Here is a 15,709-nt window from a genome sequence, read left to right as displayed (position 1 = left end):
GGGGAATAGAAATACCACCCCCAGTCACGAAAATAGAGAAACCTTCGGAAATATCATTGGCACGTCCGAGAAAAACAGTTAAGGTGACGTCACTGTGTTGCTTGTGTCACTGAGAATCTCTACACGATATGTTGAATTTCGATCCAACCATCTCCAAGAATTTTTCCTGCTCTTTGCACTCAGTCTCGGCCAGGGCTTTTCCTGAGTCGCAGTTAACTTTGTTCAAGGAGTTACACCATGTCTAATCGCCAAACTGGTACCGTTAAGTGGTTCAACGATGAAAAAGGCTTCGGCTTCATCACTCCACAATCCGGTGACGACCTGTTCGTTCACTTCAAAGCTATCCAATCCGACGGCTTCAAAAGCCTGAAAGAAGGCCAACAGGTTTCTTTCATCGCTACCCGCGGTCAGAAAGGCATGCAAGCTGAAGAAGTTCAAGTTATCTAACTTGTACTGACTTAGTCGAAAAGACCCCGCCCTTAAAAGCGGGGTTTTTTTATGCCTGGGATTTCATGCAGCATGACTGTGCTACGGCAGCAGAAAGCAAAACGCCCGGCGCACTCTCATGCACCGGGCGCTTTAATAGCGGCCTTAGGCGTCGTTACTGGAACAACGACTCACTCGACAAGCCATTCTTCTCCAGGATCTCGCGCAAGCGCTTGAGCCCTTCCACCTGGATCTGCCGCACCCGCTCACGGGTCAGACCGATCTCCAGACCTACGTTTTCCAGGGTGCTGCTCTCATGGCCACGCAGGCCGAAGCGGCGAATCACCACTTCACGCTGCTTGTCCGTGAGCTCAGACAGCCACTGGTCAATGCTCTGGGAAAGATCATCGTCCTGCAACAGCTCACAAGGATCCGTAGGGCGATCATCCGTCAGGGTGTCCAGCAGGGTTTTATCCGAATCCGGACCCAACGAGACGTCGACCGAAGACACGCGCTCGTTAAGACCAAGCATGCGCTTGACCTCCCCTACCGGTTTCTCCAGCAGGTTGGCGATTTCTTCAGGCGAAGGTTCATGATCGAGTTTTTGGGTAAGCTCACGCGCTGCCCGCAGGTAGACGTTGAGCTCCTTGACCACATGGATCGGCAACCGGATCGTGCGAGTCTGATTCATGATCGCCCGTTCGATGGTCTGACGAATCCACCAGGTCGCATAGGTCGAAAAGCGGAAGCCCCGCTCAGGGTCGAACTTCTCTACCGCCCGGATCAAGCCAAGGTTGCCCTCCTCGATCAAGTCCAGCAAGGAAAGCCCACGATTGACATAGCGTCGGGCGATTTTCACCACCAGGCGCAGGTTGCTTTCAATCATGCGCTTGCGCCCGGCCGGATCGCCCTTTTGCGACAAGCGCGCAAAATGGACTTCTTCTTCGGGGGTAAGCAGAGGGGAAAAGCCGATTTCATTGAGATACAACTGGGTCGCATCGAGCGCCCGCGTGTAGTCAATGTATTTGTGTTGCTTTAACGCGGTGGCGTTCTTGGATTTGGTGCGAACTGAAGGTACAGCAGGTCCCTCATTCGACATCGATTCCGTAGCAATGCCGGTCTCCATAAGGAGGACCTCATCGTCGATGTCAAACTCCGGCGCTTCTTTACTGAGAGCCATTGTTATAGTCCTTTGGTGAGTTCGACCTCAAGCTCAAGCGGCGCCTTTATCCTTGGCAACGCTGGAGCCTGTTCCTTCTACGTGAGGGAACAGGCTGTGCAACATATCAACGACGGGGTAAGAATTGCAGCGGATCTACAGGCTTCCCTTGTCGGCGAATCTCAAAGTGCAGTTTCACCCGGTCCGTACCAGTTGACCCCATTTCGGCAATTGTCTGTCCGACTTTGACCTGCTGCCCCTCCCGAACCAACAGCCTACGGTTATGACCGTAAGCACTGACGTAGGTATCGCTGTGCTTGATGATGATCAGCTCGCCGTAGCCCCGTAAACCACTCCCGGCGTACACAACCGTCCCATCAGACGCAGCTAAAACAGGCTGTCCCAAATCTCCGGCGATATCAATGCCTTTATTCAAACTACCGTTTGAAGAGAATTTTCCAATCAACACGCCGTTTGAAGGCCATCCCCAACCGGTCGGCGAAGGCCCAGCAGGTGGCAACGGCGCGGGTGCCGGCTTGTTCGCAGAGGCAGGCGCCGCAGTACCGGCAGGCCGGGTGAAGACGGTAGTTTTGCTTGAGGACGACGGCGAAGAACCACTCTTTGTCACGACTGCCGTAGGCGTTGAACCCGTGCGACCGTCGAAGCGAATCGTCTGACCCGGATGTATCGTGTAAGGCACAGGAATATTGTTACGCGCTGCGAGGGCCTTGTAGTCCCAGCCATAACGGAAGGCGATCGAAAACATCGTATCGCCCTTTCGCACCACATATTGCCCGGTGGTTACCGTCGGCCTTTGCGGTGCCGCATTATTACGATCAACCACCCGCGCGCCGCCGCTTGGCGAGCTGGAGCACCCTACCAACACAGAACTGAAGACGAGGCCAAGCACCAGTCGATGAAAGCTTGTTTTACTCATACGCTGCGCAAGACCTGTGAGACTCACCCGCCGCTCCCTTTGTGCTGGCTGAACATGAACGCCTGTATCAGGCTTGAAATATGACGCAAGTATAACTGGGCATTGGAGTTTTACCGGCACACGTCTGAAACGAATCGTCCAGCGTGTTGAATCGTCGCGCCAGTGATGTTGATTCAATAGACCCCGCCGTAAGACACATCCCCGCCAGCAGAATTCACCGCCGGAAAAAATTGATCAGGCCAGCGGGCCATTGAGCAGCGGTACAAAACGAACAGCGCCCAGTACATGCCGTGAAAAGCCTTCGTCCTCACGGATAATGAGCATCAATTGTTGCACTTCACCGGAGCCGACCGGAATCACCAGGCGCCCACCGGGGGCGAGTTGATCGAGCAGCGCTTGCGGAACATCGGTGGCCACGGCAGTAACAATGATGCCGTTGTACGGTGCCAGCGCCGGCCAACCTTCCCAGCCATCGCCCCAGCGAAACACCACGTTGCGCAGGTTCAACTCCACCAGGCGCTCCTTGGCGCGGTCTTGCAGCACCTTGATGCGCTCCACCGAGAACACCCGCTCCACCAACTGCGCCAGCACGGCGGTCTGGTAGCCGGAGCCCGTACCGATTTCCAGCACCTTGTCCAACGGACCCGCGGCCAGCAGCAGCTCGCTCATGCGCGCCACCATGTAAGGCTGGGAAATGGTCTGGTTATGGCCGATGGGCAGCGCCGTGTCTTCATAGGCACGGTGGGCCAGGGCTTCATCGACAAACAGATGGCGAGGCGTGCGCCGGATCACTTCCAGCACCTGGGCGTTGGACAAGCCCTCTTCGTACAGGCGCTGTATCAGGCGTTCGCGGGTACGCTGGGAAGTCATCCCGATACCCCGGCGCAGCAAGTCGTCTTGTTCACGGCCCATCAGCGCAGCCCCTCCAGCCAGCCATCGAGACCACTGAAGGCATCACTGAAGGTGCGATCAAATTGCAATGGGGTAATCGATACATAACCTTGCATCACCGCATGAAAGTCCGTGCCCGGACCGCCATCTTCGGCGTCACCCGCTGCAGCGATCCAATAGCCTTCCTTGCCGCGCGGATCAATTACCTTCAACGGCGCCGCCGCGCGGGCGCGATGGCCCAGGCGCGTGAGCTGGATGCCGCGAATATGATCAAGGGGCAAGTTGGGAATATTGACGTTGAGCACCGTGCGCGGCGGCAAGTCCAGGGAGCCATGGGCCTCTACCAGCTTGCGCGCGAAATAGGCCGCGGTCGGCAGGTTATCCAATTGGCGCGAGGCAAACGAAAAGGCGAACGCGGTTTGCCCCAGGAAACGCCCTTCAAGGGCTGCCGCCACGGTACCGGAATACAGCACGTCATCCCCCAGGTTCGCACCAAGATTGATGCCCGACACCACCAGGTCTGGCTGCGGATCCAACAGGCTGTTGATCGCCAGGTGGACGCAGTCGGTAGGCGTGCCGTTCACGCTGATAAAGCCATTGGCCAGGACCTGCGGGTGCAGCGGACGGTCGAGCGTCAACGAACTGCTGGCGCCGCTCTTGTCCTGGTCGGGGGCAACCACCACGCACTCGGCATAATCTTCCAGCGCAGCATAGAGCGCGGCAAGACCGGGTGCGGTGGCACCGTCATCGTTTGATATCAGAATACGCATGGGTTGTCCGTCTGCCCCACCGGCACCAGATCAACAAGCTCGCGCACCAAGACAGTGGCGAAACATCCGGCCGGCAGGACGAATTCCAATTGCAGAATGTCCAGCGAGGGATAATGCCACGTCAAACCGCCAATGGGCAGTCGCAGAATGCGACGTTCCTGGCTCATGCCGGCATTCACCAGCCAATCGCGCAGGTCGGCTTCACCGGCGGCGACCGCCTGTTCCAGCTCGAAGGTTGCGCCACTGGCGGGTGAGTCACCTTCCCCCCACTGCGGCCCGGTCGGGTGCAGGTCCAGAATGGCCAGGCGCGGGTCGCTGCATTCCGCCTCCCCCGCCGGGAAAAAGCTGCGGCTGTCAGTAAACGCCAACAGGTCGCCGACCTGCGCGCGCTGCCAGGAACCGTCGGCCACGCGCGCCGCCAGCACCTTATTGAACAGGTAGCTGCGCGCCGTCGACAGCAGCCGTGAACGCACGTTGCGCTGTTCCGGCAAAGCCTTGCGTGCGGCCCACTCGCGGGCGTCAACCACGTTGCCACCATTGTGACCAAAACGCTGGGCGCCGAAATAGTTGGGGATGCCCTGCTGTGCAATCACTTGCAAACGCGCGTCGAGGGCGGCGGTATCACCGGCCAGCTGGGTCAGGCGCAAGGTGAAACCATTGGCCGAATGTGCGCCGCGCTGCAATTTGCGTTTATGACGGGCGGTCTTGAGAACCTTGAGGCTTTCGTTTTCCGCAGCGCTCATGTCCGGATCGGCTTTGCCTGGCAACTGCACGCTGAACCATTGGCGGGTCAACGCCTGGCGATCCTTGAGCCCGGCATAGCTGACAGTGCGCAACGGCACGCCAGCCGCCTTGGCGATACGCCGCGCGGCTTCTTCTGTATTGAGGCCACGCTTCTCAACCCACAACCACAGGTGCTCACCCTCGCCGGTCAGCGGGATATCCAGCACCTCATCAACCTGGAAGTCTTCAGCGGTCGCCTTCAGGACCGCGCTGCCCAAGGCTTCGCCATAGGCCCGTGGGCCCAGCAATTGCAGATCATTCATGCGCGCAGCAACAAGGCAACGGAGTGCACGGCGATGCCCTCTTCACGACCGGTGAACCCGAGCTTTTCGGTGGTGGTAGCTTTCACGTTCACTTGATCCAATTCAATGTGCAGGTCTGCGGCAATCAGTGCGCGCATCGATTCAATATGGGGCGCCATTTTTGGCGCCTGGGCCACGATGGTGTTGTCGACGTTACCGACCTTCCAGCCTTTGGCATGGATCAGGCCAACCACATGGCGCAGCAACACACGGCTGTCCGCGCCCTTGAAGGTCGGGTCGGTGTCCGGAAAGTGCTTGCCGATATCGCCCAACGCCGCCGCGCCGAGCAAGGCATCGCTCAAGGCATGCAACACAACGTCGCCGTCGGAATGAGCCAGCAACCCATGGTGGTGCGCAATGCGCACGCCGCCCAGGGTGATGAAATCGCCTTCAGCGAAACGGTGCACATCGTAGCCGTGGCCAATACGCATATAAAAACGCCCCGATTTAATTCAGGGCGTGATTCTACCTACTTTTGCCTCACATTAACCGAGCAAAGCACGACCATGGTGTCGCAAATGGTCTTCGATGAAGCTGGCGATAAAGAAGTAACTGTGGTCGTAGCCAGGTTGCAGCCGCAGTTCCAACGGATGGTTGGCTGCCTTGGCCGCTTGCTGCAGGGCTTCAGGCTTGAGTTGCACGGCAAGGAAATCGTCGCGATCACCTTGGTCCACCAGCAGTGGCAGCTTTTCCGCGGATTCGCTGATCAGCACGCAGGTATCCCACTCGCGCCATTTCGAACGCTCTTCGCCCAGGTAGCGGGAAAAGGCCTTCTGGCCCCATGGGCAGTCCATCGGATTGCTGATCGGCGAAAACGCCGACACCGACAGGTAACGCCCGGGATTGCGCAACGCACACACCAGTGCACCGTGGCCACCCATGGAGTGACCGCTGATGCCACGTTTATCTGACGCCGGGAAATGCGCTTCAACCAACGCAGGCAATTCCTTCACAACGTAGTCATGCATCCGATAGTGCTTGGCCCAGGGCTCCTGCGTGGCATTCAGATAGAAGCCGGCGCCAAGGCCAAAATCCCAGGCGTTATCGGGATCACCCGGAACACCCGGCCCACGAGGGCTGGTGTCCGGCGCCACGATGATCAACCCCAGCTCGGCGGCCATGCGCTGCGCGCCGGCCTTCTGCATGAAGTTCTCATCGGTGCAGGTGAGACCGGACAGCCAGTACAGCACCGGCAACTTACCGCCCTGCTCCGCTTGCGGCGGCAGGTAGACAGCGAAGGTCATGTCGCAGCCGAGCACGAGGGAGCTGTGTTTGTAGCGTTTATGCCAGCCACCAAAACTCTTTTGGCAGGAAATATTTTCCAAGGTCATGGGAATGCTCCCAGCTAGAAGCTACAAGCTCCAGGCTGCAAGTAAGGCGCGCTCACTTGCAGCGTATGGCTTGTCGCTTGCCGCTGCTTCAAAAATGAATGACGGTACGAATGCTCTTGCCTTCATGCATCAGGTCAAACGCTTTGTTGATGTCTTCCAGGCCCATGGTATGGGTGATGAAGGTGTCCAGCGGGATCTCGCCGGTCTGGGCCATTTCCACGTAGCTTGGCAGCTCAGTACGACCGCGCACGCCACCGAAGGCCGAACCGCGCCAGACGCGACCGGTCACCAGCTGGAAGGGACGCGTGGCGATTTCCTGACCGGCACCGGCCACGCCGATGATCACCGACTCACCCCAACCTTTGTGGCAGCACTCGAGGGCAGCGCGCATCAGTTGAACGTTGCCGATGCATTCAAAGGAGAAGTCCACGCCGCCATCGGTCAGGTCGACAATCACGTCCTGGATCGGGCGATCGTAGTCTTTCGGGTTGATGCAGTCGGTCGCACCCAACTGTTTGGCGATCTCAAACTTGGCCGGGTTGATGTCAATGGCGATGATGCGGCCAGCCTTGGCCTTGACTGCGCCGATGACGGCGGACAGGCCGATACCGCCGAGACCAAAGATGGCCACGGTGTCGCCCGGCTTGACCTTGGCGGTGTTGATCACCGCGCCGATGCCGGTGGTGACGCCGCAACCCAACAGGCAGACCTTTTCCAGTGGCGCTTCTTTAGGAATCTTGGCCACGGAAATTTCCGGCAACACGGTGTACTCGGAAAAAGTCGAGGTGCCCATGTAGTGGAAAATCGGCTGACCCTTGTAGGAAAACCGCGTGGTGCCATCCGGCATCAAGCCTTTGCCCTGAGTGGAGCGAATGGCCTGGCAAAGATTGGTCTTGCCCGACAGGCAGAATTTGCACTGACCGCATTCCGGGGTGTACAGCGGGATCACGTGATCGCCGACGGCTACGGAGGTCACGCCTTCGCCGATCGCTTCAACCACTGCACCACCTTCATGGCCGAGGATCGACGGGAAGATACCTTCGGGGTCGGCGCCCGACAGCGTGTAGGCGTCGGTATGGCATACACCGGACGCGACCACGCGCAACAGCACCTCGCCAGCCTTGGGCATGGCGACATCCACTTCAACAATCTCAAGGGGCTTCTTGGCTTCGAAGGCTACGGCGGCGCGGGACTTGATCATCCGGGTTTCTCCATGGAGTTGAATACTGAGACGGTGAGTGTAAAACATGGCTAGCTGATTAATAATCCAAGCGAAAGCAAAACTTTATTGCTATACAGGGATAATCACCGTGCTTGAAAACCGCTGGGAAGGCATCGATGAATTTGTCGCAGTGGCCGAATGCAGCCAATTCACTGCGGCAGCGGAACGCCTGGGCGTCTCTTCGTCGCATATCAGCCGGCAGGTGGCGCGCCTGGAAGAACGCCTGCAAACGCGGTTGCTGTATCGCAGCACGCGCAAGGTCACCTTGACGGAAGCCGGCCAGACCTTTCTGCAACATTGCCAACGTTTGCAGGACGGGCGCGAAGAAGCCTTGCGTGCGGTGGGTGACCTCACCAGCGAACCCAAAGGCATGTTGCGCATGACCTGCGCCGTGGCCTACGGCGAGCGTTTTATCGTGCCGTTGGTAACGCGGTTCATGGGCCTCTACCCGCAGTTGCGCGTGGATATCGAGCTGAGCAACCGTCAACTAGACCTAGTGCACGAGGGCCTGGATCTGGCGATTCGCCTGGGCCGTTTGCAGGATTCGCGCATGGTCGCCAGCAGGCTGGCACCGAGGCGCATGTACCTGTGCGCGTCGCCGTCCTACCTGGCGCGGTACGGTCGGCCACATAGCTTGTCGGAATTGAGTCGGCATAACTGCTTGATTGGTAGCTCGGATATCTGGCAACTGGCCCAGGACGGGCGCGAATTTTCCCAGCGGGTGCAGGGAAACTGGCGCTGCAACAGTGGGCAAGCGGTATTGGATGCGGCGTTACAGGGCGTCGGGTTGTGCCAGTTGCCGGATTATTACGCACTGGAGCACTTGCACAGTGGCGCGCTGGTGTCGCTGCTGGAGGCGCATCAGCCGCCGAATACAGCGGTGTGGGCGCTGTATCCGCAGCAGCGGCATTTGTCGCCGAAGGTCAGGAAGTTGGTGGATTACTTGAAGGAGGGGCTGGCTGAGAGGCCGGAGTACAGCCAGTAATTATTGGCTGTTTGTGCCGTCCTCTTCGCAGGCAAGCCAGCGCCTACATTTGACCGCGTTTATCCTGTTGGAACGCGGCAAATGTGGGCTTGCTCGCGAAGGGGTCGACTCGGTGCAACTGACTACCGGCGATTAGCCCACCGCAACCTGAGCCACTCCAGATCTTCCGGCCGCGTCACCTTGATATTGTCCGACCGCCCTTCGATCAGCCGCGGCGCCTGGCCGGACCATTCCATGGCAGAGGCTTCATCGGTGATGACGGCGTCCGCCACCAGGCTGTCAGCCAAAGCACGATGCAGCGGACCCAGACGGAACATCTGCGGCGTGTAGGCTTGCCAGATCAGGCTACGGTCGACGGTTTCGACGACACGCCCATGCTTATCGACTCGCTTGAGGGTGTCACGTGCCGGCACGGCCAGCAGACCGCCCACCGGGTCGTCCGCCAGTTCAGTCAGCAGTTTGTCGAGGTCATCGCGACTCAGGTTCGGCCGCGCCGCATCGTGCACCAGCACCCAATCATCATCACTGGCCCCCAAAGCGTTCAGCTGCAACAGCGCGTTGAGCACCGAACCGGAACGCTCAAAATCGCCGTCCGCACGGTGAATGCGCGGGTCCATGGCACACGCCAGGGTAGGCCAATACGGATCATCAACAGCAAGACTGACCATCAGCCCCTTGAGCGAAGGATGGTCGAGAAAACAGCCAAGGCTGTGTTCGAGAATGGTACGTCCGCCCAGTTGCAGGTACTGCTTGGGACGGTCCGCGGCCATGCGGGCACCGATGCCCGCGGCAGGAATCACGGCCCAGAAGGCCGGCAAGCTGTTGGTCATTGGGCCAACTGGTAGAGGGTTTCGCCCTCCTTGACCATGCCCAACTCATGACGAGCCCGCTCTTCAACGGTCTCGGTACCCTTTTTCAGCTCAAGCACTTCCGCATAAAGTACCCGGTTGCGCTCCAGCAGGACTTCGTTTTCGGCGCGTTGTGCAGCGATTTGCTCGGCCAGGTCTTTTACCTGCGCAAAGCTGCCATTACCGACCCATAGGCGGTACTGCAGGCCAGCCAGCAACAAGAGCAAGACGAGAAACAACCAATTGGGACTGCGCATCGAAATCCGGGTATCCAGTGAAAAAAGACAGCCATGCAAAACTTTTAAAGTAACTGATAGCACGAAGCCTGGAAAAACCAGGCTTGTGCTTGATAGCCATCAGATTAGCGTCGAAACCCACACTGTCGTGAGTTTTCCGACGCAATCCGTCAGCTTTTTACCATGTCTTACCCTCAAGAGCGATCAGCCGCGAAACTCGCCGCGACCGTTGTACTTGGCTTTGCCGGCCAGTTGCTCTTCGATACGCAGCAATTGGTTGTACTTGGAAACGCGGTCGGAACGGCACAGAGAACCGGTCTTGATCTGGCCCGCCGAGGTGCCCACGGCCAGGTCGGCAATGGTCGAATCTTCGGTTTCGCCGGAGCGGTGCGAGATCACGGCAGTGTAGCCCGCTGCCTTGGCCATCTGGATGGCTTCCAGGGTTTCGGTCAGGGTGCCGATCTGGTTGAACTTGATCAGGATCGAGTTGGCGATCTTTTTATCGATGCCCTCTTTCAGGATCTTGGTGTTGGTGACGAACAGGTCGTCGCCCACCAGCTGGGTTTTCTCGCCGATCTTGTCGGTGAGGATTTTCCAGCCATCCCAGTCGGACTCGTCCAGCCCGTCTTCGATCGAGATGATCGGGTAACGCTCGGTCAAGCCCTTGAGGTAGTCAGCAAAACCTTCGGAGTTGAACACCTGGCCTTCGCCGGACAGGTTGTATTTACCGTCCTCGTAGAACTCACTGGCCGCGCAATCCAGCGCCAGGGTCACGTCGGTGCCCAGCTTGTAGCCAGCGTTGGCTACCGCTTCGGAGATCACTTTGAGTGCATCTTCGTTGGACGCCAGGTTCGGTGCAAAACCACCTTCGTCACCCACGGCAGTGCTCAGGCCACGGGCCTTCAGCACAGCTTTGAGGTGATGGAAAATCTCGGTGCCCATGCGCAGGCCTTCGGAGAAGGTCTTGGCGCCGACCGGCTGCACCATGAATTCCTGAATGTCGACGTTGTTATCGGCGTGCTCACCACCGTTGATGATGTTCATCATCGGTACCGGCATCGAGTAAACACCGGGGGTGCCGTTCAGGTTGGCAATGTGTGCGTACAGCGGCAGGTCCTGGTCCTGGGCAGCAGCCTTGGCAGCAGCCAGGGACACGGCGAGGATGGCGTTGGCGCCCAGGCTGCCTTTGTTTTCGGTGCCGTCGAGCTTGATCATCGCGTGGTCCAGGGCTTTCTGGTCCAGCGGGTCTTTGCCCAGTAACAGGTCTCGGATCGGGCCGTTGATGTTGGCTACAGCCTTGAGTACACCCTTGCCCAGGTAACGGCTCTTGTCGCCATCACGCAGTTCCAGCGCTTCGCGCGAACCGGTGGAAGCACCGGACGGCGCGCAGGCGCTGCCGATGATGCCGTTATCGAGAAGCACGTCTGCTTCGACGGTGGGGTTGCCACGGGAGTCGAGAACTTCACGACCTTTGATGTCGACGATTTTTGCCATTGTTGTAAACACTCCAAAGTTGACGAAAACGACGCAGCTGAAGGAAATCTTTTGACCGACCGCAAGGGTGGAACAACGGGGCAGGCTTGCAGGCGACATGGCTCAGGCCCGTAGGCCTGAGCGTAAAGCGTGGGAAAGTCTACCGGAGAAATGGTGCTTACGCGGTCTCTACCGTCGGAAAACTCTTGACCAGTTCGTCCAGCTGCTTGAGCTGGGCCAGGAATGGCTCCAGTTTGTCCAGGCGCAGGGCGCACGGACCGTCGCATTTGGCGTTGTCCGGGTCCGGGTGGGCTTCGAGGAACAGGCCCGCCAAAGACTGGCTGATGCCAGCCTTGGCCAGGTCCAGCACCTGGGCACGCCGCCCGCCCGCAGAATCAGCGCGACCACCGGGCATTTGCAGCGCGTGGGTCACGTCGAAGAACACCGGGTATTCGAACTGTTTCATGATGCCGAAACCGAGCATGTCGACCACGAGGTTGTTGTAGCCGAAGCTCGAACCGCGCTCGCAGAGGATCAACTGGTCGTTACCCGCTTCAACGCACTTGCTCAGGATGTGCTTCATTTCCTGGGGCGCGAGGAACTGGGCTTTCTTGATATTGATCACAGCACCGGTCTTGGCCATCGCGACAACCAAGTCGGTCTGGCGCGACAGGAAGGCCGGCAACTGGATGATGTCGCACACCTCAGCGACCACGGCAGCCTGTTCAGGCTCGTGGACGTCAGTGATGATCGGTACACCGAAGGCTTGCTTGATGTCCTGGAAGATCCGCATGCCTTCTTCAAGGCCCGGGCCGCGATAGGAGGTCACGGACGAACGGTTGGCCTTGTCGAAGCTGGCTTTGAACACGTAAGGGATACCCATTTTTTGGGTCACCTTCACGTACTCTTCACAGACCTGCATCGCCATGTCGCGGCTTTCCAGCACGTTCATGCCGCCAAACAGCACCATGGGCTTGTCGTTGGCAATCTCGATGTCGCCTACGCGAATGATCTTCTGGGCCATCAGGGTTACGCCTTTTTCTGATGTTGCGTCAGTGCTGCTTTAACGAAACCACTGAACAACGGGTGACCGTCGCGCGGCGTCGAGGTGAACTCCGGGTGGAACTGGCACGCCACGAACCATGGATGATCCGGTGCCTCGACCACTTCAACCAGCGCGCCATCACCGGAGCGACCGGAGATTTTCAGGCCGGCCTCTTTGATTTGTGGCAGCAGGTTGTTGTTCACTTCGTAGCGGTGACGGTGACGCTCGACGATCACATCCTTGCCGTAGCAATCGTGAACCAGCGAACCCGGCTCCAGCAGGCAGTCCTGCGCGCCAAGGCGCATGGTGCCACCAAGGTCGGAGGCTTCGGTACGGGTCTCGACGGCACCAGTGGCATCTTCCCACTCGGTGATCAGGCCCACGACCGGGTGACCGCTCTTGCTGTCGAACTCGGTGGAGTTGGCGTCTTTCCAGCCCAACACGTTACGGGCGAACTCGATAACGGCCACTTGCATGCCCAGGCAGATACCCAGGTACGGCACCTTGTTCTCACGAGCGTATTGCACGGCAGTGATCTTGCCTTCCACGCCGCGCAGGCCGAAACCGCCCGGTACGAGGATCGCATCGACACCTTCGAGCAGCGCAGTGCCCTGGTTCTCGATGTCTTCGGAATCAATGTAGCGCAGGTTGACCTTGGTACGGTTGCTGATGCCGGCGTGACTCATCGCTTCGATCAGCGACTTGTACGCGTCCAGCAGCTCCATATACTTGCCGACCATGGCGATGGTGACTTCGTGCTCAGGGTTGAGCTTGGCGTCGACCACAGCTTCCCACTCGGACAGGTCCGCGCTGTTGCATTGCAGGCCGAAACGCTCGACCACAAAATCGTCCAGGCCTTGCGAGTGCAGGATGCCCGGGATCTTGTAGATGGTGTCGGCGTCTTCCAGCGCGATCACCGCACGTTCTTCAACGTTGGTGAATTGCGCGATCTTGCGACGCGAGGAAATGTCGATCGGGTGATCGGAGCGGCACACCAGCACATCCGGCTGCAGGCCGATGGAACGCAGTTCCTTTACCGAGTGCTGGGTAGGCTTGGTTTTGGTTTCGCCGGCGGTGGCGATGTACGGCACCAGGGTCAGGTGCATCAGCATCGCGCGCTTGGCGCCGACTTCGAAACGCAGCTGGCGGATGGCTTCGAGGAACGGTTGGGACTCGATGTCACCGACGGTGCCACCAATCTCGACCATCGCCACGTCGGCATCGCCTGCACCCTTGATGATGCGGCGCTTGATTTCATCGGTGATGTGCGGGATCACCTGGATGGTTGCACCCAGGTAGTCACCACGGCGTTCCTTGCGCAGCACGTGCTCGTAGACACGGCCGGTGGTGAAGTTGTTGTTCTGGGTCATGGTCGTGCGGATGAACCGCTCGTAGTGGCCCAGGTCCAGGTCGGTCTCGGCGCCGTCGTGAGTGACGAACACTTCACCGTGCTGGAACGGGCTCATGGTGCCCGGGTCGACGTTGATGTACGGGTCCAGCTTGAGCATGGTGACCTTAAGTCCCCGCGCCTCCAGGATGGCCGCCAATGAAGCGGAGGCAATGCCTTTCCCCAATGAAGAAACAACACCGCCCGTGACGAATATGTAGCGCGTCATGAAAAACCCTAGAAGTCTGCGTTAAAGCGGTCCGAACCGCCGGGGAGAGCGAAGAGAGGCCGAAGCCCCCGATCACCTGCATTAATCACAGTGCACCTTTCAAAAAAAACCGCCGCGTGATGACAGACCGGCAATGAAACACCAGTACGTTGATCGCTACACATTTTTTGGAATCGCCCAGCAAAGACTGCTTGGTAATCGGCAACTGCTGCGATTCAGGCGAATCCACAGAAGTTGTATCAAGAAGGGAGCGTAGTCTACCGGAAAGGCGCTATCAGCTCAAACCTTGATCGCAGGTCTGTGGCATCCAATGTAATTGCCAGTCGCCCGCCCCTGTGTTCCACAATCCCGCCAGGTTAGGCACCCCGAGCAATTGCTCCCCCTGATACAGCAGCGGCAATCTGCCACGGACGAAGCTCGGAAGCCCACTTTCATTAAGCAGGCGCTTCAAGTCACGCCGCCCGCGACGTGGCACGTCGATGATTTCGCCGCCATGACGGTAGCGAACCTCCAGCGGGCCTTCAGGCGCCTTGCCGGTGAGTTTCAGCCGGCCATTGCCGGGTAACTCTAGTGGATTTCGCGGATCGGGCCAGCGCAGCGATGCGTCGGAAAACTCCGACCATGTGGAGGGCAGCCACCATAGGCGTTCGCCGCTACGGTGCAGTTCGCCGTCGGCCAGGCGCCATAGAGGCTGTGCGTCGCCCTTGGCATCACGCAGGGAATGCCAACTGGCCCAGTGGTCGCTGTCGGGTAGACGGGTCAGTGGGGCCAGCCAATGGCGCAGGGCGTTACGCTGGCGGGCGTCGGAAAGTTCGCGCAGCGGCGCAAGTGCCAAAGATGGCAGGTGCAACCAGGGAAAAGGTGCAGGCTGGTCGGCGGCTTGCAGGTCCATTTGCGCCAATTCATCGAGCAGGCCCTGGGCTTCACCTAGGTGCTCGGCAGTGCGGGCAAGGCTGATGACAGCTTGAGGCCAGCGCTTCGTGAGCGCCGGGAACACGTGATGGCGCAGATAATTGCGTGAGAACCGCGGGTCGGCGTTGGACGGGTCTTCGACCCATTTGAGTTGATGCTCGTGGGCGTAGGCCTCCAACTCACCCCTTGCTACATCCAATAAAGGCCGAACCAGATAACCAGCCGCCAACGGGCGCTGTGCAGGCATTGCCGACAGCCCGCGCGCGCCTGCGCCGCGCAACAGGCGGAATAACAGGGTTTCGGCCTGATCATCGCGATGCTGGCCTGTCAGCAGCACCTCCCCTGCTCCGATGACTTCGGTAAACGCCTGGTAACGCGCGTCACGGGCGGCCCGCTCAAGGCTGGCGCCGGGTTGTACCTGCACGCGCATGACGCGCAGGGGGATGCCCACGCTGTCGCATATCGACTGGCAATGGTTTGGCCAGGCGTCGGCGGCGGTTTGCAGGCCATGGTGGACATGGATTGCGTTGAGGGGTGGGAGTGTTTCGGTTTCTGGCAGGGCGGCCAGGAGATGGAGCAGGACGGTGGAATCAAGGCCGCCAGAGAAAGCGATATGCCAGGCCGGGGCATTTTGCCAGGGACCCAGGGCTTGCAGCAGTTTGGCGGTCAGCGTCCGTTTCATCACACATTGTCGCCGCATACTTGGAACACGATAGCCCAGCATACACAAAGCAAATGTGGGAGCGGGCTTACTCGCGAAAGCGTGGTGTCAG

At 59.0% G+C, this 15,709-nt stretch carries 16 protein-coding genes; 2 read left to right on the top strand and 14 right to left on the bottom strand.

Annotated features, from left to right (window positions below; translation table 11 throughout):
* Nucleotides 1-237 precede the first annotated feature (237 nt).
* Nucleotides 238-447: a cold-shock protein gene (locus AACY44_RS13935; protein ID WP_002554837.1), complete on the top strand. Its 210-nt coding sequence runs from the start codon at nt 238-240 to the stop codon at nt 445-447.
* 154 nt (nt 448-601) lie between these two features.
* Here the strand turns inward: AACY44_RS13935 and rpoS are convergent, their stop codons facing one another.
* The 8 genes from rpoS to AACY44_RS13895 all read right to left on the bottom strand — a co-directional run bounded on the left by rpoS (nt 602) and on the right by AACY44_RS13895 (nt 7,800).
* Entirely contained in the window at nt 602-1,606 is a 1,005-nt protein-coding gene (rpoS, locus tag AACY44_RS13930; RefSeq protein WP_339455716.1) for an RNA polymerase sigma factor RpoS, read from the bottom strand.
* Nucleotides 1,607-1,712: 106 nt separating this feature from the next.
* Nucleotides 1,713-2,549, bottom strand: coding sequence for a peptidoglycan DD-metalloendopeptidase family protein (locus AACY44_RS13925; RefSeq protein WP_339418297.1), 837 nt, complete (start codon nt 2,547-2,549; stop codon nt 1,713-1,715).
* Nucleotides 2,550-2,756: 207 nt separating this feature from the next.
* Complete coding sequence (locus AACY44_RS13920; protein ID WP_010563544.1) at nt 2,757-3,392, bottom strand: protein-L-isoaspartate(D-aspartate) O-methyltransferase; 636 nt, start codon at nt 3,390-3,392, stop codon at nt 2,757-2,759.
* 41 nt (nt 3,393-3,433) lie between these two features.
* Nucleotides 3,434-4,183: a 5'/3'-nucleotidase SurE gene (surE, locus tag AACY44_RS13915; RefSeq protein ID WP_339418117.1), complete on the bottom strand. Its 750-nt coding sequence runs from the start codon at nt 4,181-4,183 to the stop codon at nt 3,434-3,436.
* Nucleotides 4,171-5,229, bottom strand: a complete 1,059-nt coding sequence (truD, locus tag AACY44_RS13910; RefSeq protein ID WP_339418119.1) for a tRNA pseudouridine(13) synthase TruD — start codon at nt 5,227-5,229, stop codon at nt 4,171-4,173. Before truD ends, surE begins: the two co-directional genes overlap by 13 nt.
* Nucleotides 5,226-5,699, bottom strand: a complete 474-nt coding sequence (gene ispF / locus AACY44_RS13905) for a 2-C-methyl-D-erythritol 2,4-cyclodiphosphate synthase (RefSeq protein ID WP_025855145.1) — start codon at nt 5,697-5,699, stop codon at nt 5,226-5,228. The genes truD and ispF overlap by 4 nt, the downstream gene beginning before the upstream one ends.
* A gap of 54 nt (nt 5,700-5,753) precedes the next feature.
* Nucleotides 5,754-6,599, bottom strand: a complete 846-nt coding sequence (gene fghA / locus AACY44_RS13900; RefSeq protein WP_445261122.1) for an S-formylglutathione hydrolase — start codon at nt 6,597-6,599, stop codon at nt 5,754-5,756.
* An 88-nt stretch (nt 6,600-6,687) separates the two neighbouring features.
* Nucleotides 6,688-7,800 (bottom strand): S-(hydroxymethyl)glutathione dehydrogenase/class III alcohol dehydrogenase, encoded by a 1,113-nt coding sequence (locus AACY44_RS13895; RefSeq protein WP_065880066.1) that lies wholly within the window; start codon nt 7,798-7,800, stop codon nt 6,688-6,690.
* 109 nt (nt 7,801-7,909) lie between these two features.
* Between AACY44_RS13895 and AACY44_RS13890 the strand changes: the two genes are divergently transcribed.
* A complete protein-coding gene (locus AACY44_RS13890; protein ID WP_339418121.1) occupies nt 7,910-8,806 on the top strand; it encodes a LysR substrate-binding domain-containing protein in 897 nt (298 codons plus the stop codon).
* Between the two features lie 122 nt (nt 8,807-8,928).
* Here AACY44_RS13890 and ispD read toward each other — a convergent pair whose 3' ends face one another.
* The 6 genes from ispD to tilS form a co-directional block, all read right to left on the bottom strand.
* Nucleotides 8,929-9,636 carry a 2-C-methyl-D-erythritol 4-phosphate cytidylyltransferase gene (ispD, locus tag AACY44_RS13885; RefSeq protein WP_339418124.1) on the bottom strand — a complete coding sequence of 236 codons (708 nt, stop codon included), beginning with the start codon at nt 9,634-9,636 and terminating at the stop codon, nt 8,929-8,931.
* Nucleotides 9,633-9,911: a cell division protein FtsB gene (gene ftsB / locus AACY44_RS13880; protein ID WP_339418126.1), complete on the bottom strand. Its 279-nt coding sequence runs from the start codon at nt 9,909-9,911 to the stop codon at nt 9,633-9,635. The genes ispD and ftsB overlap by 4 nt, the downstream gene beginning before the upstream one ends.
* Before the next feature lie 183 nt (nt 9,912-10,094).
* Nucleotides 10,095-11,384: a phosphopyruvate hydratase gene (gene eno, locus AACY44_RS13875; RefSeq protein ID WP_065872435.1), complete on the bottom strand. Its 1,290-nt coding sequence runs from the start codon at nt 11,382-11,384 to the stop codon at nt 10,095-10,097.
* 157 nt (nt 11,385-11,541) lie between these two features.
* Entirely contained in the window at nt 11,542-12,387 is an 846-nt protein-coding gene (kdsA, locus tag AACY44_RS13870) for a 3-deoxy-8-phosphooctulonate synthase (RefSeq protein ID WP_339418128.1), read from the bottom strand.
* A 5-nt stretch (nt 12,388-12,392) separates the two neighbouring features.
* The gene (locus AACY44_RS13865) at nt 12,393-14,024 is read right to left on the bottom strand and encodes a CTP synthase (RefSeq protein ID WP_339427097.1); all 1,632 of its coding nucleotides are present in this window, start codon (nt 14,022-14,024) and stop codon (nt 12,393-12,395) included.
* Nucleotides 14,025-14,298: 274 nt separating this feature from the next.
* Nucleotides 14,299-15,618: a tRNA lysidine(34) synthetase TilS gene (gene tilS / locus AACY44_RS13860; protein WP_339530439.1), complete on the bottom strand. Its 1,320-nt coding sequence runs from the start codon at nt 15,616-15,618 to the stop codon at nt 14,299-14,301.
* Between the last annotated feature and the right edge of the window lie 91 nt (nt 15,619-15,709).

Source organism: Pseudomonas sp. RA_15y_Pfl1_P11 (assembly GCF_963970975.1).
In the GTDB taxonomy this organism is placed as follows: domain Bacteria; phylum Pseudomonadota; class Gammaproteobacteria; order Pseudomonadales; family Pseudomonadaceae; genus Aquipseudomonas; species Aquipseudomonas tritici.
This window is presented reverse-complemented; position numbering and strand designations above follow the sequence as displayed.

Coding starts and splice junctions, on each gene's coding strand:
- truD (WP_339418119.1), bottom strand. CDS start 5,229: ATGAATGATCTGCAATTGCTGGGCCCACGGGCCTATGGCGAAGCCTTG.
- tilS (WP_339530439.1), bottom strand. CDS start 15,618: ATGAAACGGACGCTGACCGCCAAACTGCTGCAAGCCCTGGGTCCCTGG.
- fghA (WP_445261122.1), bottom strand. CDS start 6,599: ATGACCTTGGAAAATATTTCCTGCCAAAAGAGTTTTGGTGGCTGGCAT.
- AACY44_RS13935 (WP_002554837.1), top strand. CDS start 238: ATGTCTAATCGCCAAACTGGTACCGTTAAGTGGTTCAACGATGAAAAA.
- AACY44_RS13895 (WP_065880066.1), bottom strand. CDS start 7,800: ATGATCAAGTCCCGCGCCGCCGTAGCCTTCGAAGCCAAGAAGCCCCTT.
- rpoS (WP_339455716.1), bottom strand. CDS start 1,606: ATGGCTCTCAGTAAAGAAGCGCCGGAGTTTGACATCGACGATGAGGTC.
- ispD (WP_339418124.1), bottom strand. CDS start 9,636: ATGACCAACAGCTTGCCGGCCTTCTGGGCCGTGATTCCTGCCGCGGGC.
- eno (WP_065872435.1), bottom strand. CDS start 11,384: ATGGCAAAAATCGTCGACATCAAAGGTCGTGAAGTTCTCGACTCCCGT.
- ftsB (WP_339418126.1), bottom strand. CDS start 9,911: ATGCGCAGTCCCAATTGGTTGTTTCTCGTCTTGCTCTTGTTGCTGGCT.
- ispF (WP_025855145.1), bottom strand. CDS start 5,699: ATGCGTATTGGCCACGGCTACGATGTGCACCGTTTCGCTGAAGGCGAT.
- kdsA (WP_339418128.1), bottom strand. CDS start 12,387: ATGGCCCAGAAGATCATTCGCGTAGGCGACATCGAGATTGCCAACGAC.
- surE (WP_339418117.1), bottom strand. CDS start 4,183: ATGCGTATTCTGATATCAAACGATGACGGTGCCACCGCACCCGGTCTT.
- AACY44_RS13865 (WP_339427097.1), bottom strand. CDS start 14,024: ATGACGCGCTACATATTCGTCACGGGCGGTGTTGTTTCTTCATTGGGG.
- AACY44_RS13920 (WP_010563544.1), bottom strand. CDS start 3,392: ATGACTTCCCAGCGTACCCGCGAACGCCTGATACAGCGCCTGTACGAA.